The organism is Bacillus sp. FSL M8-0256 (assembly GCF_038005765.1).
GTDB lineage: Bacteria > Bacillota > Bacilli > Bacillales > Bacillaceae > Bacillus > Bacillus safensis.
The window spans coordinates 2,602,094-2,626,088 of record NZ_JBBOTU010000001.1 but is presented as its reverse complement, the minus strand read 5'-3'; the positions used below and the strand labels follow the sequence as shown (position 1 = coordinate 2,626,088).

Here is a 23,995-nt window from a genome sequence, read left to right as displayed (position 1 = left end):
ACGTTGAAATGGGACGTAGCTATGAAAAATCAAAGCAAGCATTTGAAGAAGCACAGCAATTAATGCCTGGTGGTGTCAACAGCCCTGTGCGTGCATTTAAATCAGTCAACACAGACCCGATTTTTATGGAACGAGGCAAAGGCGCCAAGATCTATGATATTGATGGAAATGAATACATCGATTATGTCTTATCATGGGGACCGCTTATTTTAGGACATACGAATGATCGTGTCGTTGAAAGCATTCAGCGAGTAGCGGAAAATGGGACAAGCTTCGGTGCTTCTACGTTAGTTGAAAATGAATTAGCTAAACTTGTATCAGAACGGGTTCCTTCCATCGAAGTTATTCGCATGGTCAGCTCTGGTACAGAGGCGACGATGAGTGCACTTCGTCTAGCTCGTGGTTTTACAGGTAGAAATAAAATTGTGAAATTTGAAGGCTGCTATCATGGCCACGGTGATTCTTTGCTCATTAAAGCTGGTTCTGGAGTAGCAACGCTTGGACTGCCGGATAGTCCTGGTGTTCCTGAAGGGACTGCAAGTAACACAATCACAGTACCGTACAATGATTTAGAAAGTATTCAAGTTGCTTTTCAAGAATTCGGAGATGATATCGCTGGTGTTATTGTAGAGCCGGTCGCAGGAAATATGGGGGTTGTCCCTCCGCAAGAAGGTTTCTTGCAAGGACTAAGAGACATCACGGAGCAATACGGATCATTGCTTATTTTTGATGAGGTCATGACAGGCTTCCGTGTGGATTATCACTGCGCGCAAGGCTATTTTGGCATCACACCTGATCTGACGTGCCTTGGTAAAGTGATTGGCGGCGGTCTTCCGGTCGGTGCTTATGGCGGAAGAGCGGATATTATGAGACAAATTGCGCCAAGCGGTCCAATATATCAAGCAGGAACGTTATCTGGTAACCCTCTTGCGATGACAGCAGGCTTAGAAACCCTAAAACAGCTGACACCTGAGTCTTATGAAGAATTTAAACGAAAAGGTGACCGTTTAGAAGAAGGCATTTCGAAAGCGGCAAAAGCATACGGAATTCCATTAACATTTAACCGTGCGGGTTCCATGATCGGATTCTTCTTTACAAATGAAGAAGTGATCAATTATGACAAAGCGAAAACAGCTGATCTTGCTTTATTCGCTGAATTTTACAAGGAAATGGCCGATCACGGCATCTTCCTCCCGCCTTCTCAATTTGAAGGACTATTCCTGTCAACAGCTCATACAGATGAAGACATCGAATATACGATTGAGACAGTGGAAAAGGTTTTTCAAAAACTACGTCGATAAAACAAAAGGCCGATATGGAGACATATCGGCTTTTTTGCATTAGAGAAAACCAATCATATTTTCACTTCCTCCCTCATACAACTGTATTGACATCTAATTTTATTTTTTAAGGATTAGATGAAAGGAGGACACCGACTTGTCTCAAAACAATCGATTACAGTTTTCGGTAGAAGAATCCATTTATTTCAAAAGCGGACAGGAAGTCAGTGAGCTGCTGTCAATTTCTCTCGACCCTGACATTCTCGTTCAAGAAGTGAATGATTATGTTTCTATTAGAGGTTCACTCGAGCTAACAGGAGAATACAACATAAATCAAGAGGAGCTATTGGGTGAATTGAGTTCCTTTCCAACATACAGGGAAGCAGATGAGGTAAAGGTCAGAGAAGACGGAACGGCGGAGCTTTTGCATCAATTTCCAGTCGATATCACCATTCCGAAGAACAAAATTAGTCATTTAAATGATGTGTTTGTGTTTATTGATGCGTTTGATTACCAGCTGACAGAGAATCGTTTGCTCACCATTCAGGCTGATTTAGCCATTGAGGGCTTGTTAGACGAGGAAACGCCTCAAGCGCCTGTAGAGGAGCCGTATGAATTTGTCCATCGTCCTGAAGTGGATTATGGCGATATGGCCTACGATTATCAGTTGCAGCCGGAACATGAAGAACAAGAAGAGCTGCAAGACGAAGAACGTGAGCATGATGAGAATCAGCCTGTATTCCAACATGACACGCGCGCGGAGCAAGAGGAACAGGAAGTGCAGGAAGTACAAGAAGAAGAGGAAGAAGAAATTGAGATAGAATTGGTGAACAGGGAAGTAGAGGAAGCGTCCGACGAACCTGAAGAATTAGAAGAAGCTGAAGAGCCAGAACAGCCGGAACAGCCGAATAATCAAGAAGAAGCTGTGGCGCTTGGTTATCGATCCATCCCTGAAGCTCAGGTGCAGGAACCACCATTTTTTGAACCGCCAAAGCTATTAGAAGAAGAGGAGCGGGAAGAGCCGTTCTTTGAAGTGGAAGTAAGAAAGGATCCGGAAGCTGCTGAAGAGCAGGAAGAAACGGTACAGTCGTATCCGGCTTTTGAATCACCTGCTGATCAAGTGGAGCCTGAGCATGAGGCGCACGATGATGAATATCAGCTCGGGCGGTTATATGAACGGGAAGCACCTAAAATATATGAGTCAGCTCAAGAAGAAGAGGAGCTTGAAGAAGACGTGAGAGAAACGTCTGGCAGTGAGAACTCTCTTTATTTAACAAAGCTGTTCGCTAAGCAGGAGGAGGAAGATTTTTCCCGCATGAAAATATGTATAGTTCAGCAAGAAGATACGGTCGATCGTATTTGTGAGAGATATCAGTTGAATGTGCAGCAGCTTCTTCGCACAAACTCATTATCGATTGATGCGGAGCTTGAGGAAGGGCAGATTCTTTATATTCCTGAATATCAAAAAAGCAATGCATAGCAAGCGATGACTGACCGAGAAAATGTGGTGAGTGAACGTGGATGAAATCCAATCTGTCTTATATGAATACGGACTTGAGGCTGAATATATTGAACCTGTCAGTCCTGCTGTCATCAAGGTATATACAAAGCAGGGTGTATTTGCTCTAAAGCGAGTAAAAGCCAGCCGGCATATGCAATTTACAGAACAAATGCTTGAACTAGAATCAAAGGGCTATCGCTCCTTTGTGCCGATTTATCGGACAACGAGCGGTTCCTTTTTCTCAAGTCATCGAGAAAGCCAGTATGCATACTATCTGATGCCGTGGCTGACGAATGAAAAGAGAGAAGAGCAGGACGATAAGCACGAATATTTATTTCAAGAGATTGCAAGACTTCATAAGCGGACTGAAGTCATGATGGATATCACAGAGCAAGAGATAGAAGCACATTACACACAAATCAAGACCAAATGGGAAACAGAGAAAGACATGTATGAACGATTCATAGAGCGGGCAGAACAAACGTGGTATATGTCGCCATTTGAGCTGGCCGCTGCTATGTATTTTTCAGAGGCGATGTCTGCCAGTGAATTTGCGCTTGAACGTTTAGAAGATTGGCATGAAGAAATGAAAGACAAAGAGACAACGCGTGTTGTGCTAAATCATGGGCAGCTATCGATCCATCACTTTTTGTATAATGATGTAGGGACAGGACATTTCACCAATTTCGAGCGGTCTAAAAAAGCCTCCCCCATTTATGATCTTCTGACCTTTTACTTTCGGACTTTCAAAACCTATCCTACGTCTTGTCCTGAATGTACTTCTTTGTTTTATACGTATCAAAAAGGAAATCCTCTTCGGGAGGAAGAACTGCATTTGTTCCTAAGCTACCTCGCTTATCCGCAAGGGCTGTTTGATACAGTAAAAGCCTATGAAGCAGGCGGGCAGGATGAAATGGAAAGCTGCCAGCAGCTGTTAAGAGCGTATTGGCAGATGAAAAATTCTGAGCCGACCGTCATGAAAATTCACGAAATTGAGCAGGCTAGACGGCTTGAAGAAGAACAAAGTGCCTCGTCATCGGCGGAATGACGAGGTTATACTGCGTTGGCTTTATATGGGCAGGTACATAATGATGAGTTTTTAAAACCAATCAAGATGAAAGGCACAGGCGAGAAAAATAAGAATACCTAGAATGAGGACGTCAAATGTCGTAGGGAAAATGATCGTACGAAATCCTTGAAATATAGCAATCGGGAGAACGACTTGGGAAGCAACTGCCCGAATTTGTCTCAGCCAGGGGGGAAGTGTGTAAGGATTGATCTTCTTCAAATCAAACGCCCTCCTTCTTCATTTTGTTATTATCATATGGGCAAAAGGGCGAAGGGTGCCTGCCCAATTTGTATAAAGAAGAAGAAAAGCGGAAAAGATGATTGACGAAAACAAAAGGCATTTAGTAATATTAATAAAAGATGAGTATGTGCTGATGAACGTGATATATCATAAGCGTGGATCAGGAAGAGTACGAGCAAGACCCTAAAGAGAGGGAAGCCAAGAGCTGAAAGGTTTCCTAGGATGTACTTGTTTGGAAGGTCGCCTGTGAGCTTAATTTCTTGAATGAACAAGTAGAGAAATTCGGGAGAACCCCGTTATCCTTTAGAGTGTATGGGACACGTGTATGTGTCTCATGAAAAAAGGTGGTACCGCGAAAAAGCTTTTTCGTCCTTTTATAAGGATGGAAAGGCTTTTTTTTATGTTTCATCAGCCGAAAAAATGTGGAGGTTACACAAATGGGAACAAATAATCAAGAAATGCCAACAAAGTACGATCCAAATGCGATTGAAAAAGACCGCTATACGTACTGGCTTGAAGGGAAATTCTTCGAAGCACAAAATGACAAAACGAAAGATCCATATACAGTCGTCATTCCTCCACCAAACGTGACAGGAAAACTGCACCTTGGGCATGCATGGGATTCTACACTCCAAGACATCGTGACACGTATGAAACGGATGCAGGGCTATGACGTTCTTTGGCTTCCAGGTATGGACCATGCCGGTATTGCGACTCAAGCAAAAGTCGAGGCAAAGCTTCGCGAAGAAGGCGTAAGCCGGTATGACCTTGGCCGGGAGAAATTTGTGGAAGAAACGTGGAAGTGGAAAGAAGAATATGCAGATTTTATTCGCAGCCAGTGGGCGAAAATGGGACTTGGCCTCGATTACTCCCGTGAACGTTTTACTTTAGATGAAGGTCTGAATAAAGCCGTTCGCCAAGTGTTTGTTCAATTGTATGAAAAAGGGCTTATTTATCGCGGAGAGTACATCATTAACTGGGATCCAGCAACGAAAACGGCACTTTCTGATATTGAAGTGATTTATAAGGATGTTCAAGGTGCGTTTTATCACTTGAGATATCCGCTTTCAGATGGAACAGGTTCAATTGAAATTGCAACAACAAGACCTGAAACAATGCTGGGAGATACAGCCGTAGCCGTACACCCTGATGACGAACGCTATCAGCATTTGATTGGAAAAACAGTGGTTTTACCAATTACAGGCCGTGAGATCCCAATCGTCGGTGATGACTATGTTGATATGGAGTTTGGTTCAGGTGCTGTGAAAATTACACCTGCTCATGACCCGAATGACTTTGAGCTTGGAAACCGCCATGGGTTAGAGCGTATTCTTGTCATGAATGAAGATGGCACAATGAATGCGAATGCCCTGCAATACAAAGGAATGGACCGCTTCGAATGCCGAAAACAGCTTGTCAAGGATTTACAAGAGGAAGGCATTTTGTTCAAAATTGAAGACCACATGCATTCAGTTGGTCATAGTGAGCGAAGTGGAGCTGTCGTTGAACCGTATTTATCGACACAATGGTTTGTGAAAATGCAGCCGCTGGCAGACGAAGCCATTCATCTGCAAAAAGGGGACGACCAAGTTCAATTTGTTCCAGACCGATTTGAAAAGACATATTTACATTGGATGGAAAATATCCGTGACTGGTGTATTTCTCGTCAGCTATGGTGGGGACACCGCATTCCAGCTTGGTATCATAAAGAAACGAAAGAAGTATACGTTGGACTTGAAGCGCCAGAAGATATTGAGAACTGGGAACAGGATAACGATGTACTTGATACATGGTTTAGTTCAGCGCTGTGGCCGTTTTCTACAATGGGCTGGCCGGATGCAGACAGTGAAGACTTCAAGCGCTACTACCCAACCAATCTGCTTGTAACAGGCTATGACATCATTTTCTTCTGGGTATCCCGCATGATCTTCCAAGGTCTTGAATTCACAGGAGAAAAACCGTTCAAAGATGTCCTCATTCATGGGCTCATCCGCGACGAACAAGGACGTAAAATGAGTAAGTCGCTCGGCAACGGAATTGATCCAATGGAGGTCATCGACAAATACGGTGCGGATTCATTAAGATATTTCTTAGCGACTGGAAGCTCACCAGGTCAGGATCTTCGTTTTAGCTTTGAAAAGGTTGAATCCACTTGGAACTTTGCGAACAAAATTTGGAACGCATCCCGTTTTGCTTTAATGAATATGGATGGTTTAACGTACGATGAGCTTGATTTATCAGGAGAAAAATCAGTTGCTGATCAATGGATTTTAACACGCTTAAATGAAACAATTGAAAGTGTCACACAGCTTGCTGACAAGTATGAATTCGGTGAAGTGGGCAGACATTTATACAACTTCATTTGGGATGATTTCTGTGATTGGTACATTGAAATGGCGAAACTTCCGCTTTATGGTGAAGACGAAGCAGCGAAGAAAACGACTCGTTCGATCCTTGCGTATGTATTAGATCAAACAATGAGACTATTACATCCGTTTATGCCGTTCTTAACAGAAGAAATCTGGCAGCATCTACCGCATGAAGGTGAGTCTATTACTGTAGCGGCATGGCCTGAAGTGAAGCCGGAGCTTTCCAACGAACAAGCTTCTGCTGATATGAAGCTGCTTGTTGAACTCATTCGTTCTGTTCGTAACATTCGCAGTGAAGTGAACACGCCAATGAGCAAACAAGTGGAGCTTTACATTAAAGCATCTACGTCTGATGTTCAGGAACGTTTAGAGAAAAATCGTTCATATATTGAGCGCTTCACGAACCCAAGTGTTCTTGAAATTGGCACAGATGTCCCAGCTAGTGATAAAGCGATGACGGCTGTTATTTCTGGAGCAGAACTCATTTTGCCGCTTGAAGGCTTAATCAACTTAGATGAAGAAATTGCTCGTCTGCAAAAAGAGCTTGATAAGCTGACAAAAGAAGTGGAACGAGTACAGAAAAAGCTTGGCAATGAAGGCTTTATGAAAAAAGCGCCTGAAAGTGTCGTAGAAGAAGAGCGTGCGAAAGAACGTGATTATGTCGCAAAACGCGAAGCTGTTCAAAAGCGTATTGAAGAGCTGAAAGCATAAGATTAAAAAGACGGCTCCTAATGAAATGGAGTCGTCTTTTTTGAAAATTTCGTATGAAATGAGAGATGACATTGTTTACAACCTATCATGAAGCGATTGAGTGGATTCACAGCAGACTGGCCTTTGGCGTAAAACCGGGTCTAGAACGGATGAAATGGCTGATGAACAGACTAGGAAATCCGGAACAAAGCATAAAAGCAGTACATGTTGCAGGTACAAATGGTAAAGGATCAACCATTGCGTTTACGCGTTCTGTTTTACAGGCAGCCGGCTATTCAGTTGGAACTTTCACCTCCCCATTTATACTAACGTTCAATGAAAGAATCAGCGTGAACGGAGTGCCTATAGAGGATGAAGAATGGCTGAGTTTGGTGAATGAAATCAAGCCTTTTGTTGATGAATTAGATCAAACAGAGCTTGGCGCAGCAACAGAATTTGAAATCATTACAGCATGTGCATTTGCTTATTTTGCTCATGTGCACCAAGTAGACTTTGTCCTCTTGGAAACAGGGCTTGGCGGAAGGCTTGATTCTACAAATATTGCTGTGCCTATCTTAACAGCGATTACGTCGATTGGTCATGATCATATGGCCATTTTAGGTGACACACTTGAACAAATTGCAGCTGAAAAAGCGGGCATTATCAAAGAGGGTATTCCGATGATCACGGCAGTTCACCAGCCTGAAGCTCTTGCTGTCATTCAAAACACAGCAAAAGAAAAGAATGCCGAATGTATTTCCTTACAAGATACTTGCAGTTTTGATGAGCAGCAGCCGACAGAAACAGGTGAACGTTTCACGTTACGCACATCAAAAAGGCAGTATCCTCAGCTTGAAACAGGATTAATTGGAACGCATCAAAGGCAAAATGCTTCCCTTGCTGTTTTACTCATTGAATGGCTGGAGCAAGAAGGCTATATTAGCGTGACAGAAGAGCAAATATATGAAGGCATTCGGCAGGCAGTTTGGGCGGGGAGGTTTGAAAAGGTCAAAGATCATCCTCCAGTGTATTTAGACGGCGCACATAATGAAGAAGGGATCGACCGTTTAATTGAAACCGTACAAGCTCATTTTTCTAGTAAACAGGTGCATATTTGTTTTAGTGCTTTAAAAGATAAGCCGTACAAGAAAATGATTCAAAAGCTTGAAGCTGTAAGTTCTTCTATCCATTTTGTTTCATTTGATTTTCCAAGAGCCGAATCAGCTGAAAAGCTTTATGTATGCAGTCATTTAGACGCAAAGTCGTATGATGATGACCCTCGTACAGTGCTTGAGTTCATTCAGAAAAAAAGTGATGATCCTTCAGCGGTGATTCTTGTGACTGGCTCTCTTTATTTTATTTCAGATATAAGAAATCGTATTTTAAGATAATCAAAAGACGCAATTGCTTTTATGCAATGTGCGTCTTTTTCTTTTGAAATGTAAAAGAGCGGGTTTACTAGGTACTCAAGTTGCAGCGTTGATGACGGGAAGGAATTCTATATGGAGTGAACATATTTTATTCGATGCTCATCCTTTCTTATTCTCTCTATGATGGTTTATGAGATATTTTTAATCAATTTCACTTCAAGTAATGACTGCTGCTTTTTGGAATGGATTATTTTGGGTTTAATGTAACTGTATAGTACAATGGATAAAAAGGTGCATCGCGTAGTATTAATTTCTAAATTAACAGATTGTAATTTAATTTTTAAAACGCTTTCCCTCAATTTTCACCTGAAAGGAGGAATAACTTGTTTATTATCAGTGGAGTACTTCTTTCTTTTATGTTATTAATAGTTGTTTTAATAGTTGTCATCCTTTTTAAACGAATTATTTTAAGGAAAAGCATAGGTGTTTACTATACTCCCTTTGACAATATTACTGGAAACACCAGTATTGAATTTCATGAAGAGCAAAATGAAGAACAGAACGAAGACGATCAAGGTAATGATAAGGATAAAAATAATGGAAAAAGATTCTAGACACTATTAAATAAATTATTATTTAATAGTAATGGAAGTGTAGTTGAGATAATATATGGTGTTAATTTTAGTGCTCTTCTTACAAAACGAGCGTAAAAATAATTGCTTATACAAGATATCCGAAATCGTATTTTAAGGTAAGCAAAAGACGCAATTTCTTCTATGCAATGTGCGTCTTTTTTCTTTTGAAATGTAAATGAGAGGGGAAATCACATTTGCATTAGGTGTTCAAGGTGAATCGCTATGGTACAATCCGGGATATTCTATTTTCGGAAGGGGTCACGATATATGATAGGCATTTTTGTGTTTCTTGCGGGCGTCACCATGGGGTCATTCTTTCATCTAGTCGGTGAAAGGCTGCCACTGAAGCGGTCTATTCTTTTTCCTCGTTCTCACTGCACAGCCTGTAAACAGCCGCTTTCCTTGCGCGAGATGATTCCGCTAGTTTCATATGCATTATTGAGGGGGACTTGTAAACATTGCGGCACTCGGCTGCCAATGCTATATCCACTGATTGAGCTGCTGTCAGGCAGTCTTTTTTTGCTCATGTATAGAATCGCTGGTATTTCGTTTGAAGGTCTTTTTCTTGTGATTCTTTGTAGTTTATTTGTGATTGCTGTCGTGAGCGATCTCCTTTATATGAGGGTGCCAAACGAGCTGTTTCTCTTCTTTTTCCCTCTTTTCGTCATATACCGCACGCTTGAACCTCTTCTTATTTGGTGGGAAGGAGCGGCTTCGCTTCTTTTTTGCTTTCTCTTGTTTTATAGTTTAGATCGTTTCAAGCCAAATAGCATGGGCGGAGCTGATATGAAGCTGTTCGGTGTGCTTGCATTTTGCTTAGGATTCAAGCCATTCCTTCTCATTCTTTTTCTCTCGTGTATCGCTGGAATCGTCTATGCGAAGGTTTTTTCTTTTCGATTAGATGAGCCATTTCCCTTTGTTCCTGCGATCTCTTTTTCTTTTTGGCTGTATCTCTATGGAGTTCATGTCATGCTCCCGTTCGCCGGGTCGATCGGTTGAAAAAATTGGCGAACACTTTTTTTCCGTGCCGACAAAAGTCTTGTTCTTTTTTTTATCCGCTATGTTAAAGTGTGAAACAGAAAGAAGGACGGGTTACATTCGCGCTGATTCATTGGACAAAAAGGTCTTTCTTACAAACAATGTCAGAAAGCGGGGAATGACAGTGAAAAAAAGGCAGGCAAAAAAACAAGGGTTAAAAGTCAATATTAATGGCAAAGAAGAAATGCTTCATGAAGATGACCACCAGCCGCCAAAACAGCAAGAGGATGGTCAAGTGACGTTTTCGAATTGGGAGGAAAAAAGGCAGTCAGAACAGGAGACAGCTGCTTCCGAGGAAGAACCGGCTAAACCGAAAGAAGAAGACTTCCAGTGGGATGACGCAGCTGATCATATTTATCATTCTGACCCAAAGGTCGTCACACCTTATCAAAAGAAAAAAGGCTCCTTTGACCAGAAGTTCGGTAAAAACCGCGGCCCGTTTAAGAGAGTGATGACAACGATTGTGTTTGCAGTGGTTCTTGGGACAGGCCTTGGTGTGTTTGCACTTAGCTTAAGTCAAGATGGTTCTCAGAATCCATCAGGGGGAGATATCAGCGTTTCAGCGTCCGGAAATCAATCATCAATGAAAGCAGGCGGGGATGCGCCGCCAGCAGATACTGCTGATGAATCAAAAGAGAATAAGGATGAAAAAAGCGCCTCTGGCAGCTTTTCAACCTATGTCGTACAGGCTGGAAAGTTTTCCTCTGAAAAAGGAGCAGATGAATTAGTTGGCAGTTTAAAAGAAGCAGGATATGCGGGGAAAAAGGTCTCGATGGATGATGGCTATTATGTCATTGCCGGGCTTGCGACAGAACAGGGCATGACAAGTGCTGTTGGGAAGAAGCTGATTGATCAGCACTTTGAGGCGTGGGGAGGCAAGGAGCTCTCATTTCAAGTACCGGAGGAGCTGACTAGTTTAATAGAAAAGGCATCTGTTTTATCCTCTAAGGTCATTGCAGGGGATGATGTGGATCAAAAGGACGTTGCGCAGCTGATCTCTGAGCTTGAAAGTGCCAAAACAACGGACGCACCAGCTAAAAGCAGTTTGCTGAAAGCGGTGCAGCTGTTAAATGAACCTACTGCTGAAAACGGGTGGAAATCTCAGCAGGCACTGCTTGATCAATTAAATACGTAAAATCATATTTTAAGAAACCAAACTAGTCAAAAAATGACTAGTTTTTTTCTTTTGCATCCAACATAATGATGAAGGAACATGAAAAATGAATTTTCGTAAATTGTCGGTAAGATGTACATTTGATAGGATGAATGGGTATCTTACTTCTTAGGCTAAACCCTGAAAGGATGAACAAACATGAACCAATTGATTCTCGCATCTCAATCCCCTAGAAGAAAAGAATTGCTTGATCTAGCAGGGTTTTCTTATGACATTCAAGCAAGTCAATTAAAAGAAGAAATAAATCGAAACTTTTCTCCTGCAGAGAACGTCCAATGGTTGGCAGAACAAAAAGCAAGTGATATTCAAAGATTATATCCCGAAGCTGTGATTATTGGTGCAGATACGATTGTTGCAATTGACGGCAAATGTCTTGGGAAACCAAAAGACAAGGAAGAAGCGGCCTCAATGCTTCAATTATTGTCAGGAAAGACACATCAAGTCTTGACGGGTGTCACGATTCAGTCAGAGAATAGAAAAGAAACATTTTATGAACAGACAGAAGTGACGTTTTGGACACTTACGCAAAATGAAATAGACCGCTATATCGAAACGGGAGAACCGCTTGATAAAGCGGGAAGCTATGGCATTCAAGGAAAAGGCGCACTGTTTGTTCAAAAAATAGATGGTGATTATTTTTCCGTTGTAGGTCTCCCTATTGCCAAAACAGTTAGAGTGCTCGAAACATTTGGAATCACCCCTTTTTGATGACAGGAAGGAATCTAAAAGGAGTGGGCATCATGAACGATTTCCCTATGTTGCTAAAGCATTTTCCTCAAGATGAAAAGCCGAGAGAACGATTGATCAAATATGGTCCCGGCAGTCTGTCAAACCATGAACTTGTTGCGATTCTTTTAAGGACAGGCACAAAAAAGGAATCAGTTCTTCAAATTTCTGCAAGACTTCTGCAAACATTTGGCGGTCTTCGCACGATAAGAGAAGCCTCAATTGAAGAAATGTCGAAGATTCGAGGAGTTGGAAAGGCGAAGGCGGTCTCTCTTTTAGCTGCTTTAGAACTCGGCACTAGATTACACCATCAAACGACGGACAACCGCTATGTGATCCGCACACCAGAGGATGGGGCAAACTTTGTGATGGAAGATATGAGGTTTTTACAACAGGAAAATTTCGTTTGTCTTTATCTCAATACTAAAAATCAAGTCCTTCATAAACATACCGTGTTTATTGGCAGTTTGAACTCATCCATCGTTCACCCGCGTGAAATTTTCAAAGAGGCCTTTAAACGGTCCGCTGCTTCATTTATATGTGTGCACAACCATCCATCGGGAGATCCGACGCCGAGCAGGGAAGATATTGAAGTCACACAGCGACTTTTTGAATGTGGAAAGCTGATTGGAATACAGCTGCTTGATCATCTTGTCATAGGTGATCAAAAATTTGTGAGTTTGAAGGAAAAAGGGTATTTGTAACACTTTTTTTTTCAATGTTTTACGATATAATAGAGTTTATGAGTTTTTCCCTAAGGGAATTTTGGTTTAAGAAAGGAAGATACATACATATGTTTGGAATTGGTACAAAAGACCTTGGAATAGATCTTGGCACAGCGAATACGCTTGTTTTTATTAAAGGAAAAGGCATTGTTGTGAGAGAACCTTCGGTCGTAGCCTTGGAAACTGATACGAAGTCTATAGTGGCAGTCGGAAATGATGCTAGAAACATGATTGGCCGTACACCTGGTAATGTTGTGGCATTACGCCCAATGAAAGACGGAGTCATTGCAGATTACGAGACGACAGCAACAATGATGAAATATTACATTAATCAAGCATTAAAAGGCAAAGGGCTTTTTGCTCGTAAACCTTACGTCATGGTATGTGTACCATCTGGTATTACAGCTGTAGAAGAGCGTGCAGTCATTGATGCAACAAGACAAGCTGGTGCACGTGACGCATACCCGATTGAAGAGCCATTTGCTGCGGCAATCGGTGCTAACCTTCCTGTATGGGAACCAACAGGAAGTATGGTTGTGGATATTGGCGGCGGTACAACAGAAGTAGCGATTATTTCTCTTGGCGGCATTGTGACATCACAATCAATCCGCGTGGCAGGAGATGAGATGGATGATGCGATCAGCAGCTACATCCGTAAAACGTATAACCTAATGATCGGTGATCGTACATCAGAAGCGATTAAAATGGAAATCGGTTCTGCGCAGCCTGACGTACATGATGAGATGGACATTCGCGGACGTGACCTTTTAACAGGTCTGCCAAAAACAATCTCTATTACGGCAGAAGAGATTGCAAAAGCGCTTCGCGATACGGTGGAAACAATTGTCGATGCAGTGAAAATGACTCTTGAAAAAACCCCTCCTGAGCTCGCAGCAGATATTATGGACCGCGGAATTGTTTTAACAGGAGGCGGTGCATTACTGCGTAATCTTGACAAAGTCATTAGCGATGAAACGAAAATGCCAGTCATTATTGCAGAAGACCCGCTTGACTGTGTGGCAATCGGGACAGGGAAAGCACTAGAACATATTCATTTGTTCAAAGGAAAATCAAAAGATAATCGATAATCGGGCGTAATTAAAGAGGTGTAAGACATGCCGCAGTTTTTTATGAATAAAAGATTAATGTTGCTCCTTGTCTGTGTCATCGTACTGGTGGCCATGATTGGTTTTTCAGTGAAAAGCGGCAGAGGTGCTTCATGGCCGGAAAAATTAGTGGGGGATACGACAGGCTTTTTTCAAGGTGTCTTTCATAAACCATCACAATTTATTGCCGGTATTTATGGGAACGTACAAGATTTAAAGAACACATATGATGAAAACGAGCGTCTTCGAAAAAAACTTGATGGACAAACTCAATATGAGGCGAAACTTCAAGAACTAGAAGATGAGAACAAAAAGCTTCGCAAACAGCTTGGCTATGTGAACTCTATTCGTGACTACACGCCAATTCTATCAACTGTTATCGCAAGAAATCCTTCTCTTTGGGATAGCTTTGTGATGATTGATAAAGGGAAAAAACAAGGCGTGGAAAAAGATATGGCAGTCACAAATGAAAGTGGCGCATTAATTGGGAAGATTGAAAGTGATAAGCTCAACAATTTTACTTCGACTGTAAGATTGCTAAGCTCTACTGACCAAAATAATAGAATTTCAACGAAAATTTTTGCGAAAAAGGGCAAAGAAGAACTCAATGGAATCATTAACGGTTATGACAGCAAGAAAAAAATGCTGACTATGAATATTCTGAAATCCGATGCAGATGGGGATGTCAAAAAAGGAGATCTTGTTGAAACATCTGGAGCAGGGGGCGTATTCCCGCAAGGCTTAACGATTGGTAAGGTAAGTGAAATCGAGCCAGACCATTACGGCCTGACAAAGATCATTTACGTAGAACCAGCGGCTGAACTCAACAATTTAGACCGCGTGATTGTGGTGAATCGCAGCACAAGTACAGCAGATGCATCTGAATTGACGAAGGAGGAAGGCTCGTGAAACGTGTCCTTCTTGCTTTCGTCATGTTGTTTATCTTCGTATTTGACAGCATTTTTGTTGATTTAGTGAAGCTCCCATTTGTTTCAGAGAATCAAATTTTAGCTCCTCATTTCATTTTACTCGCACTTGTATTTATGACTGCTTTTCTGAATCAAAAATATGGTGTGATTTACGGATTTATCTTTGGACTTTTATATGATATTTCATATACAGGCATACTTGGTGTTCATATGTTTGGCTTTGGGGCGCTTTGCTATTTGTTAGCAAAAGCCTTTAAAGTTCTGCAAACGAATATGTTAGTCGTTGTCTTTCTGTCGATTATTGCTGTTTCCGTGATGGAGTTTTATGTATACGGCGTTCAAGCGACAATTCAACCAGGGATTATGCCGTTTAATACGTATGTCATCGAACGCTTTATTCCAACGATTCTTTTAAATACTGCTGCGTCTCTCATACTTGTTGTGCCGTTTAGGCTCTTTTTCACCCACGTGAAACAAGGACTGATCGACGAATAAAAGCAGGAGTTTGTCCAATTACGGCGAAATGAGTATGTTGTTGAGGTGAGCATCTTGAAAACTCAAAAACAGCAATATGTGACGATAAAAGGTACAAAAAACGGATTAACATTACAGTTAAATGATGACTGTTCGTTTGATGACCTTCTTTCCGGCTTGCGAGAGGTTCTATTACTTGAGCAATATACAGATGGAAGAGAAGGACATAAGGTCAATGTGCATATTAAGCTTGGTTTTCGGTATTTAACAGAGGATCAGGAGACGCGTTTGACTGAAGCGGTGTCTGAAAACGAACATCTCGTCATCCACTCCATTGAAAGTGAAGTCATGTCAACTGAAGAGGCGAGACGATTAAAAGCAGAGGCTGAAATTACTTCTGTAGCAAAAATTGTGCGCTCTGGACAAGTGCTGCATGTCGAAGGAGATCTTTTATTAATAGGAGATGTCAATCCTGGCGGAACGATTCGCGCAGGAGGAAATATTTTTGTGCTTGGCGCTTTAAAAGGTGTGGCGCATGCTGGATGTAATGGCAACAAACAGGCTGTTATTGCGGCATCTCATATGATTCCAACACAGCTTCGCATCGCACAAGTTTTTAACCGCGCGCCAGACCAAAAAGAAGATGGAAATGAAATGGAATGTGCTTATTTAGATATAGATGGCAATATGATCATTGAACGCCTGCAGCAATTGGCTCATATAAGACCTAATCTGACAAGGCTTGAGGGAGGAATGTGAAATTGGGCGAGGCTATTGTGATTACCTCAGGAAAAGGCGGCGTTGGCAAAACAACAACATCTGCAAACTTAGGCACAGCACTAGCAATTCAAGGGAAAAAAGTGTGTCTAGTTGATACCGATATCGGCCTTCGGAATCTGGATGTCGTGATGGGGCTAGAAAACCGCATTATTTATGATCTAGTCGATGTAGTAGAAGGAAGATGCAAAATTCATCAAGCGCTTGTAAAAGATAAGCGTTTCGAGGATCTTTTGTATCTTTTACCTGCTGCTCAAACAAGTGATAAAACGGCTGTAGAGCCGGAACAGATCAAAGAATTAATTCAATCATTGAAACAAGACTTTGATTATGTTGTTATTGACTGCCCTGCTGGAATTGAGCAAGGCTTTAAAAATGCTGTATCCGGTGCAGACAAGGCCATTGTCGTGACGACGCCTGAAATCTCAGCTGTAAGAGATGCGGACCGAATCATCGGTTTGTTAGAACAAGAAGATATCGAACCGCCTCGTTTGATTGTCAATCGTATTCGTACACACATGGCGAAAAATGGCGATTCAATGGATGTAGATGAAGTGGTACATCATTTATCAATTGATTTACTTGGCATTGTAGCAGATGATGATGATGTGATTAAGGCTTCAAACAATGGTGAACCGATTGTTATGGATGCTAAAAATAAAGTATCGATTGCCTATCGCAATATTGCCCGCCGGGTACTAGGCGAATCTGTTCCGCTTCAATCTTTTGAAGAAGAAAACAAGGGAATGTTTGCAAAGCTCAAAGCATTTTTTGGTGTAAGAGCATAATCACTGAACCGTGATAGAAAACCTTTGCAGTCTAGGAAAGACGGCTACCTTTGCGAAGCGAATTTGACATTCGTGAGTACCGGAGCGCAGACCTGACACCGAATGCGAGGGTTTGTCTGCACGCTGAGGCCGATTCGATGAGAATCGGTCTTTTTGTTGCATATCAGATGGGGTTGTCACATAAAATGTACAAACTGTTTGTATGTAAAGGGTGATCTCATGAAAAGAGTGGACGAGTACCGAAAGAAAATCGCGCAGCGCCGCAAAATGATGCAGCCAGCTGCTCCCCCTAAGAAGACGGCTTTCAAGAAAAAAGAAGATATCCCGCCATGGGTTATGCTGACAGAGGAAGAAAAGCATTCTGGCTCGACCTCCTATGAACCGGCGTCCCATCAGCCAAAGAAATATCGTCATCCCTTATTTAACCCGAATACCTTTGTGCTTAAATGCTTATTATCAGCGTCCCTTGTTTTGATTGCAGCCATTTCATTTAAAGGTCAGACAGGTCCGTTTCAGCAGCTGAAGCCGATGATTACTCAGACTTTTGAGCAAGATTTTCAATTTGCTGCTGCTAACCGCTGGTTTGAAAAAACAGTTGGACATCCGCTGGCCTTTTTAACAGAGAAAAAAGATGGCCAAAAGGACGTACAAGCGAATCAAGAACTAGCTGTTCCTGCCTCTGGTAAAGTGCAGGAATCCTTTACGCAAAATGGAGCAGGTGTCAAAGTGGAGACATCCGCTGAAGCCATTGATAGTATGAAGGAAGGCTACGTGGTCGAGGTGAAAAAGCAAAGCGATACAGGGCTTACTGTTGTAGTGCAGCATGCAGATAACAGCTATAGCTGGTACGGTCAATTAAAGAAAGCCGATGTGGCCTTATACGATTTTGTCGATAAGGGTGAAAAAATTGGCCAGATTTCACTTGATGATCAAGGGAAGGGCACGTATTACTTTGCCATTAAGCAAAATGAACAATTTATCGATCCTATTCAGGTGATGACCTTTGAATAGATGGCTGCTCATGCTGACGAAAATTCACATCCATCCGCTGCTGTGGATTGTGATGGCGTTTGCGATTCTGTCAGGTCAAATCAAGCCGCTGCTTTGTCTGCTCGTGATTGTCTGTGTCCATGAACTTGGACATGCAGCGGCTGCCTGCTATTATCATTGGCGCATTCGGCGGATTTTTTTACTGCCATTTGGCGGAACGGTGGAAGTAGAGGAACATGGGAACCGTCCGTTAAAAGAAGAGCTGGCGGTCATTTTGTGCGGGCCGCTTCAGCATATACCGCTCCAGCTCATGGCATGGCTTTTCATGGAGGCTTCTCTTATCTCGCACGACGTCTTTACGATGTTTACCTTTTATAATATGGCGATTTTCCTTGTGAATCTTTTGCCCGTTTGGCCGCTTGATGGCGGAAAATTATTCTTTTTGCTCTTATCTGTTTTTTACCCTTTCCAACGTGCACATGCCCTAGCAATAAAAGGCTCACTTGTCTTTTTCGGTCTATTGACAGGAGGGTTACTTTTATTTGCACCGCTGCAATTCAATGGCTGGGTGCTGCTTACTTTTTTAGCTTATTCACTCGTGATGGAACACAGGCAGCGGCATTACGTCAGGGTTCGCTTCTTACTAGAACGGTATTACGGTAAAAAAGAGCAGAAGGTAGAAAAACTGATTCCGCTGAGAGCAAGTGCAGAGGAAAAAGTATACGAAGTGATGGCACGATTTCAAAGGGGCTGCAAGCATCCGATTATTATTGAAAGAGATGGCGTGAAGATGAGCCAGCTTGATGAAAATGAACTGCTCCATGCGTATTTTTCAGATCGCAGAACCACCTCCTCAATGGAAGAGCTTCTTTTACCGTACTAATAGTGAAAATACATTGACATTCTGCGTCTAGTTTGATATATTTTTTAATGTTATGGATATGTAGCACCCGTGCTACAACCGCGCGGAGCAGGTGTAAAGTGCCTATGGCCCCCTGTATTCGGCGAGTCTGAGTTTATTAGGAGGTGCAGAGATGTACGCAATTATCGAAACTGGTGGTAAACAAGTAAAAGTTGAAGAAGGTCAAACTGTTTATGTTGAAAAACTAGCTGCTGAAGCAGGTGAAACAGTAACTTTCGAAAACGTATTGTTTGTCGGCGGAGACACTGTCAAAGTGGGTAACCCTTCAGTTGCTGGAGCAACAGTAACGGCTAAAGTTGAAAAACAAGGTCGCGGTAAGAAAATTACTGTGTTCAAGTACAAACCGAAGAAAAACAACCACAAGAAACAAGGTCATCGTCAACCTTACACTAAAGTTGTTATCGAAAAAATCAACGCTTAAGGCGTGTGAGTGATATGATCAAAGCAACCATTACTCGGTCTTCAGCAGATGAAAGCATTACGTCTTTTCAGATGACTGGACATGCCGAGTTTGCTGAAAAAGGTCAGGATCTCGTTTGTGCAGGTGTATCTGCTGTTGTTTTTGGCTCAGTCAATTCAATTATTGCACTGACAGGATTGGACCCACTGCTTGATATTGGTGAAGATGGCGGCTACTTCTCTTTTGAACTGCCGGCTGATACAGATCCAGTATCCTTTGAAAAAGCCCAGCTGCTTTTAGAAGGCATGGTCGTTTCCTTAGAGACAATTGAACGAGATTATCACGATTATGTGAGAATATCAACAAAAAAATAGGAGGTGAACTTCATGCTTAGATTAGATCTTCAATTTTTCGCATCTAAAAAAGGGGTAGGTTCTACAAAGAACGGACGTGACTCTGAGTCTAAACGTTTAGGCGCTAAACGTGCTGATGGTCAATTCGTAACTGGTGGTTCTATCCTTTATCGTCAACGTGGAACGAAAATCTATCCAGGTGAAAACGTTGGACGCGGAGGCGACGACACTCTTTTCGCTAAAATCGACGGAACAGTTAAATTCGAACGTTTCGGTCGTGACCGTAAAAAAGTGAGCGTATATCCTGCGGCACAATAATTGCTAAAAACTCCGGTCATTGACTGGAGTTTTTTCACTTTTTACAAGCAGTACCGAAGATGATAAAAGAAGATGCACTCCATAAATATCAAAGAACGTTTGCTGACTTTGCCTCATTTTCTCCTATACGATCAGAAAAAACAACCTTTCCTCACATAACTAGTGTTTTTCTATGCTGTCTTCTCTGTTATAATTCAGGGAGACATATTGATGATAAGACTCCTAAAAGAGAGACCAAACGATTGGGAGTGCGATAATGGAAGAGATACCAAGTAAAGAAAATGAAAAATTAACTCACGTTGCATTAACAAATGAATTGATCTATCTGCTCAGTCGTTCAAGACACGACTGGATGAATAAATTACAGCTGATCAAAGGCAACTTGACATTAGAAAAATATGACCGCGTGTTTGAAATTATAGAAGAAATGGTCATTGAAGCACAGCATGAATCCAAACTCTCAAATTTAAAAATTCCCCAATTGGCCTATTACTTTCTAACATTTAATTGGGAGTCGCATTTTATCACCTTAGAATATGAAGTGCTTGGTGAAACCCGAGACTTATCAGCATATGAATCGCAGCTGCTAACGGTATCACAGGAGTTGTTTTCGATATTCGATCAATCAGTTTGCCAAAAAACTGAAAATCATTTAACGGTCACTTTCCAAACAGATCATGAAGAAAATGATGTGATCTTATATTTTGATTTCAAAGGAAAATTAACAAGTTTGGATGCGTTAAATGCGTTTCATGACGCAAACTATCCATGTATGAGTATAACGCAATTTCATGTGACGCCTCATGAGTCCATGATTGAGCTTTGTTTGAGGCAAGAACGAGATATGTGATGCAGAGAAACGGAGGAAGTTATGTTTGTAGATCAGGTTAAAGTGTATGTTAAAGGCGGTGACGGCGGAAACGGTATGGTGGCGTTCCGTCGTGAAAAATATGTACCAAAGGGCGGCCCAGCAGGCGGCGACGGCGGAAATGGTGCAGATGTTGTATTTGAAGTAGACGAAGGACTTAGAACGTTAATGGACTTTCGTTATAAGCGCCATTTCAAGGCTGACCGCGGCGAGCACGGAATGAGTAAAAACCAGCATGGCCGAAATGCGGAAGAAATGATTGTCAAAGTTCCGCCGGGTACGGTTGTGACAGATGCAGAGACGGAACAAGTACTAGCTGACTTGACAGAGCATGGGCAGCGGGCTGTAATTGCCAAAGGCGGACGTGGCGGACGTGGGAATTCACGCTTCGCAACACCAGCAAACCCTGCACCACAGCTGTCTGAAAACGGTGAGCCAGGTAAAGAACGTGACGTCATCTTAGAATTAAAAGTACTTGCAGATGTTGGACTTGTTGGTTTCCCAAGTGTCGGGAAGTCAACGCTGCTCTCGATTGTCTCTTCTGCGAAACCAAAAATTGCGGATTATCATTTTACAACGCTTGTACCGAACCTCGGGGTTGTTGAAACAGACGATAACCGAAGCTTTGTTATGGCGGATCTGCCAGGACTGATCGAAGGAGCGCACGAAGGCGTTGGCTTAGGTCATCAATTTTTACGTCATATTGAGCGTACACGTGTCATTGTCCATGTCATTGATATGTCTGGACTTGAAGGGCGTGACCCATACGAAGACTACGTGACGATTAATGAAGAGCTTGAGCAGTACAATATGAGATTGACAGAGCGTCCGCAAATCATTGTTGCGAACAAAATGGACATGCCAGATGCAGCTGACAATCTAGAGGCATTTAAAGAAAAATTAACGGATGACTATAAAGTGTTCCCGATTAGTGCGATCACAAGAGAAGGGCTTCGTGAGCTCTTATTTGAAATCGCCAATCAGCTTGAAACAACACCGGAATTCCCGCTCTATAATGAAGAGGAGCTGTCGGATAACCGCGTGATGTACAGGTTTGATGAAGGCGATGCACCATTTGAGATTTCTAGAGATCCTGATGGCACATTTGTCTTAACGGGTAAAGCACTTGAGCGTCTGTTTAAGATGACAGACTTCTCAAGAGATGAATCTGTTAAACGATTCTCTAGACAGCTGCGCGGAATGGGTGTCGATGATGCCTTGCGTGAGCGTGGAGCAAAAGATGGCGACATCATTCGTCTGCTTGAATTTGAATTCGAATTTATTGATTGATCAAAAGGAGGGTCCAGACCATGGGCTCTCCCGTTTTTAAAAGGGGAGAAAACAGGTGAAAGAAGAAACGTTCTATTTAGTAAGAGAGGATGTACTTCCAGATGCGATGCGAAAAACGCTTGAAGTCAAAAAGCTTCTCGATCGCAAAAAAGCGGATTCAGTTGCCGATGCTGTTCAAAAAGCGGATTTAAGCCGCAGTGCTTTTTATAAATACCGAGATGCTGTTTTTCCATTTTATACAATGGTGAAAGAGCAGATCATCACATTGTTTTTCCACCTTGAGGATCGGTCTGGGGCTTTATCAAGACTGCTTCAAATTGTGGCTGACTCTGGCTGTAATGTGTTATCCATTCACCAAACGATTCCGCTGCAAGGAAGAGCGAATGTCACCTTATCAATTAGTACAGCTGGTATGGCAGATGATATCAACACCGTCATGAATCAATTAAGAAAGCTTGAATTTGTCGAAAAAGTCGAAATTCTCGGTTCTGGGGCGTAAAAGGAGAGATCATAGCAGATGAAGCAATTAACTGTAGGTTATTTTGGACCAGAGGCAACATTTACTCATTTGGCCGTATGCTCTTGTTTTCCAAAAGATGCGGTGCAGCGTGCCTATGCAACGATTCCGCAATGTATGGATGCTGTGTCAAAAGGCGAAGTCGATTTGGCGGTCGTTCCACTTGAAAATGCACTCGAAGGCTCTGTGAACTTAACGATTGATTATTTAATTCATGAAGAAGCGCTGTCCATTGTGGGGGAGATGACAGCACCAATTCGACAGCATTTGCTTGTCCACCCATCAAGAGCGGAGAGCTGGGAGACGTTAGATGTCATTCAATCGCATCCTCACGCGATTGCCCAGTGTCATCAATTTCTGAAAAAGCAGTACCCTCATATTCCTCATCGGCCAGTGGAGTCAACTGGTTATGCAGCAAAATACATCAGTGAGCATCCAGATGAAGCTGTCGGGGCTATTGCCAATGAAATTGCCGCAAAAACGTATGGTTTGACGATTGCAAAAAAAGACATTCATGATTATCCGCACAACCATACACGCTTTGTGATTTTACATAAAGATCCTAACGCATCGTTCCCAATGAATTCTGGTTTTTCATCAAAGCCAAAAACGACCATTGTGGTCAGTCTGCCTAAGGATGACCAATCAGGCGCATTGCACCGCGTGCTGTCTGCTTTTTCTTGGCGGAATCTCAACTTGTCAAAAATTGAATCTCGTCCGACAAAAACAGGCCTTGGACATTATTTATTTATTATTGATATTGAAAAAGAAATGGATGATGTCCTCGTCCCTGGTTCGATTCAAGAATTAGAAGCGATTGGCTGTGAGGTCAAGCTGCTTGGCAGCTATCAAACATATGAATTAACGAATGAAAAATAGTGTCCCGTGCAGGACACTATTTTTTTAGTCTTTTATTAAAAACCCAGCATCATCCAGCGCTTGAATGGCTTGGTCAAGCTGTTTTTGGCTGTAAGAAGTGAGAGTATGCAGATGCACGCCGTCTGTTAGTTCTGACAAGTAGGACGCGCCGGTGTTAGAAATACGATGGACAAAATCAGCGACTTGTTTCCGTGTGCTGACGCGAATAGAGGCCGTTAGTTCACCATAAACAGGGTGCTCAATGATCACATCTTTCACCGTCACTCCAAAGTCTACAATCAAGGTCAGTTCCTCTTCTGTACGAGCAGGATCATGTTTGCAGGCGATGATTTGTTCAATTTCTCTTTCTGGCGCATGCTGCGCTGCCATATACACATAGCCTTGGCTTGTGGCAATAATGGGTTCGTTTTTTGCTTTTAATAATGAAATATCTTGTACAATGACTTGCCGAGAGACAGCCGCCTTTTTAGCTAAAAAGCTTCCAGTAAGCGGTGTGTCTGTTTCTTTCAGCCACTCTAAAATGGCGTTTCTTCTTTCTTCGCCAATGAGTTTCCTCTCTTGCTCCAC

General features: G+C 42.2%; 26 protein-coding genes and 2 other annotated features. Of the genes, 24 read left to right on the top strand and 2 right to left on the bottom strand.

Going from position 1 to position 23,995, the window contains the following annotated elements; genetic code table 11:
- Positions 1-8: 8 nt before the first annotated feature.
- The 3 genes from hemL to ysxE all read left to right on the top strand — a co-directional run bounded on the left by hemL (position 9) and on the right by ysxE (position 3,829).
- On the top strand, positions 9-1,301 hold the full coding sequence (gene hemL, locus NSQ76_RS13530; RefSeq protein WP_024427834.1) for a glutamate-1-semialdehyde 2,1-aminomutase: 1,293 nt from the start codon (positions 9-11) through the stop codon (positions 1,299-1,301).
- 136 nt (positions 1,302-1,437) lie between these two features.
- Positions 1,438-2,760: a LysM peptidoglycan-binding domain-containing protein gene (locus NSQ76_RS13525; protein ID WP_034621140.1), complete on the top strand. Its 1,323-nt coding sequence runs from the start codon at positions 1,438-1,440 to the stop codon at positions 2,758-2,760.
- A gap of 37 nt (positions 2,761-2,797) precedes the next feature.
- Complete coding sequence (gene ysxE / locus NSQ76_RS13520; protein WP_034621137.1) at positions 2,798-3,829, top strand: spore coat protein YsxE; 1,032 nt, start codon at positions 2,798-2,800, stop codon at positions 3,827-3,829.
- Between the two features lie 51 nt (positions 3,830-3,880).
- On the opposite strand, the gene NSQ76_RS13515 is transcribed toward ysxE, so the two are convergent.
- Complete coding sequence (locus NSQ76_RS13515; protein ID WP_003216497.1) at positions 3,881-4,069, bottom strand: hypothetical protein; 189 nt, start codon at positions 4,067-4,069, stop codon at positions 3,881-3,883.
- Between the two features lie 168 nt (positions 4,070-4,237).
- Positions 4,238-4,467, top strand: a binding site (T-box leader).
- 60 nt (positions 4,468-4,527) lie between these two features.
- Here NSQ76_RS13515 and NSQ76_RS13510 point away from each other — a divergent pair.
- From NSQ76_RS13510 to pheA, 21 genes are all read left to right on the top strand, one after another.
- Positions 4,528-7,170, top strand: a complete 2,643-nt coding sequence (locus NSQ76_RS13510; RefSeq protein WP_025092445.1) for a valine--tRNA ligase — start codon at positions 4,528-4,530, stop codon at positions 7,168-7,170.
- Positions 7,171-7,235: 65 nt separating this feature from the next.
- Positions 7,236-8,540: a bifunctional folylpolyglutamate synthase/dihydrofolate synthase gene (locus tag NSQ76_RS13505; protein ID WP_034621133.1), complete on the top strand. Its 1,305-nt coding sequence runs from the start codon at positions 7,236-7,238 to the stop codon at positions 8,538-8,540.
- Positions 8,541-8,902: 362 nt separating this feature from the next.
- Positions 8,903-9,133 carry a DUF3951 domain-containing protein gene (locus tag NSQ76_RS13500; RefSeq protein WP_377939556.1) on the top strand — a complete coding sequence of 77 codons (231 nt, stop codon included), beginning with the start codon at positions 8,903-8,905 and terminating at the stop codon, positions 9,131-9,133.
- Between the two features lie 288 nt (positions 9,134-9,421).
- Positions 9,422-10,153 (top strand): prepilin peptidase, encoded by a 732-nt coding sequence (locus NSQ76_RS13495; RefSeq protein WP_034621130.1) that lies wholly within the window; start codon positions 9,422-9,424, stop codon positions 10,151-10,153.
- Between the two features lie 157 nt (positions 10,154-10,310).
- The gene (locus NSQ76_RS13490) at positions 10,311-11,327 is read left to right on the top strand and encodes an SPOR domain-containing protein (protein ID WP_327823136.1); all 1,017 of its coding nucleotides are present in this window, start codon (positions 10,311-10,313) and stop codon (positions 11,325-11,327) included.
- A gap of 177 nt (positions 11,328-11,504) precedes the next feature.
- The gene (locus tag NSQ76_RS13485) at positions 11,505-12,074 is read left to right on the top strand and encodes a Maf family protein (protein WP_024423165.1); all 570 of its coding nucleotides are present in this window, start codon (positions 11,505-11,507) and stop codon (positions 12,072-12,074) included.
- Positions 12,075-12,121: 47 nt separating this feature from the next.
- Positions 12,122-12,796, top strand: coding sequence for a RadC family protein (gene radC / locus NSQ76_RS13480; RefSeq protein ID WP_029706175.1), 675 nt, complete (start codon positions 12,122-12,124; stop codon positions 12,794-12,796).
- Between the two features lie 89 nt (positions 12,797-12,885).
- Entirely contained in the window at positions 12,886-13,905 is a 1,020-nt protein-coding gene (locus NSQ76_RS13475) for a rod shape-determining protein (protein ID WP_007501538.1), read from the top strand.
- Positions 13,906-13,932: 27 nt separating this feature from the next.
- Positions 13,933-14,832: a rod shape-determining protein MreC gene (gene mreC / locus NSQ76_RS13470; protein ID WP_024423163.1), complete on the top strand. Its 900-nt coding sequence runs from the start codon at positions 13,933-13,935 to the stop codon at positions 14,830-14,832.
- The gene (gene mreD / locus NSQ76_RS13465) at positions 14,829-15,347 is read left to right on the top strand and encodes a rod shape-determining protein MreD (protein WP_197172636.1); all 519 of its coding nucleotides are present in this window, start codon (positions 14,829-14,831) and stop codon (positions 15,345-15,347) included. The genes mreC and mreD overlap by 4 nt, the downstream gene beginning before the upstream one ends.
- 54 nt (positions 15,348-15,401) lie before the next feature.
- Complete coding sequence (minC, locus tag NSQ76_RS13460) at positions 15,402-16,085, top strand: septum site-determining protein MinC (RefSeq protein WP_024423161.1); 684 nt, start codon at positions 15,402-15,404, stop codon at positions 16,083-16,085.
- A gap of 2 nt (positions 16,086-16,087) precedes the next feature.
- Positions 16,088-16,891 carry a septum site-determining protein MinD gene (gene minD, locus NSQ76_RS13455; RefSeq protein WP_017358134.1) on the top strand — a complete coding sequence of 268 codons (804 nt, stop codon included), beginning with the start codon at positions 16,088-16,090 and terminating at the stop codon, positions 16,889-16,891.
- A 219-nt stretch (positions 16,892-17,110) separates the two neighbouring features.
- A complete protein-coding gene (locus tag NSQ76_RS13450; RefSeq protein ID WP_024427844.1) occupies positions 17,111-17,902 on the top strand; it encodes a M23 family metallopeptidase in 792 nt (263 codons plus the stop codon).
- Entirely contained in the window at positions 17,895-18,764 is an 870-nt protein-coding gene (locus NSQ76_RS13445; protein ID WP_197172637.1) for a M50 family metallopeptidase, read from the top strand. The genes NSQ76_RS13450 and NSQ76_RS13445 overlap by 8 nt, the downstream gene beginning before the upstream one ends.
- 66 nt (positions 18,765-18,830) lie before the next feature.
- Positions 18,831-18,903 (top strand) — a sequence feature (ribosomal protein L21 leader region).
- Positions 18,904-18,915: 12 nt separating this feature from the next.
- Entirely contained in the window at positions 18,916-19,224 is a 309-nt protein-coding gene (gene rplU / locus NSQ76_RS13440) for a 50S ribosomal protein L21 (protein WP_003216781.1), read from the top strand.
- Positions 19,225-19,238: 14 nt separating this feature from the next.
- The gene (locus NSQ76_RS13435; protein WP_034621123.1) at positions 19,239-19,577 is read left to right on the top strand and encodes a ribosomal-processing cysteine protease Prp; all 339 of its coding nucleotides are present in this window, start codon (positions 19,239-19,241) and stop codon (positions 19,575-19,577) included.
- A 12-nt stretch (positions 19,578-19,589) separates the two neighbouring features.
- Positions 19,590-19,874: a 50S ribosomal protein L27 gene (rpmA, locus tag NSQ76_RS13430; RefSeq protein WP_003216586.1), complete on the top strand. Its 285-nt coding sequence runs from the start codon at positions 19,590-19,592 to the stop codon at positions 19,872-19,874.
- A gap of 256 nt (positions 19,875-20,130) precedes the next feature.
- Positions 20,131-20,724 (top strand): sporulation initiation phosphotransferase B, encoded by a 594-nt coding sequence (locus tag NSQ76_RS13425; protein ID WP_024423157.1) that lies wholly within the window; start codon positions 20,131-20,133, stop codon positions 20,722-20,724.
- A gap of 21 nt (positions 20,725-20,745) precedes the next feature.
- Positions 20,746-22,032 (top strand): GTPase ObgE, encoded by a 1,287-nt coding sequence (gene obgE / locus NSQ76_RS13420; protein ID WP_024423156.1) that lies wholly within the window; start codon positions 20,746-20,748, stop codon positions 22,030-22,032.
- A gap of 55 nt (positions 22,033-22,087) precedes the next feature.
- Positions 22,088-22,531, top strand: a complete 444-nt coding sequence (locus NSQ76_RS13415) for an ACT domain-containing protein (RefSeq protein ID WP_008342790.1) — start codon at positions 22,088-22,090, stop codon at positions 22,529-22,531.
- 18 nt (positions 22,532-22,549) lie between these two features.
- Entirely contained in the window at positions 22,550-23,428 is an 879-nt protein-coding gene (gene pheA / locus NSQ76_RS13410) for a prephenate dehydratase (RefSeq protein WP_034621117.1), read from the top strand.
- Positions 23,429-23,452: 24 nt separating this feature from the next.
- On the opposite strand, the gene NSQ76_RS13405 is transcribed toward pheA, so the two are convergent.
- Positions 23,453-23,995 carry a transcription repressor NadR gene (locus NSQ76_RS13405; protein WP_034621115.1) on the bottom strand — a complete coding sequence of 181 codons (543 nt, stop codon included), beginning with the start codon at positions 23,993-23,995 and terminating at the stop codon, positions 23,453-23,455.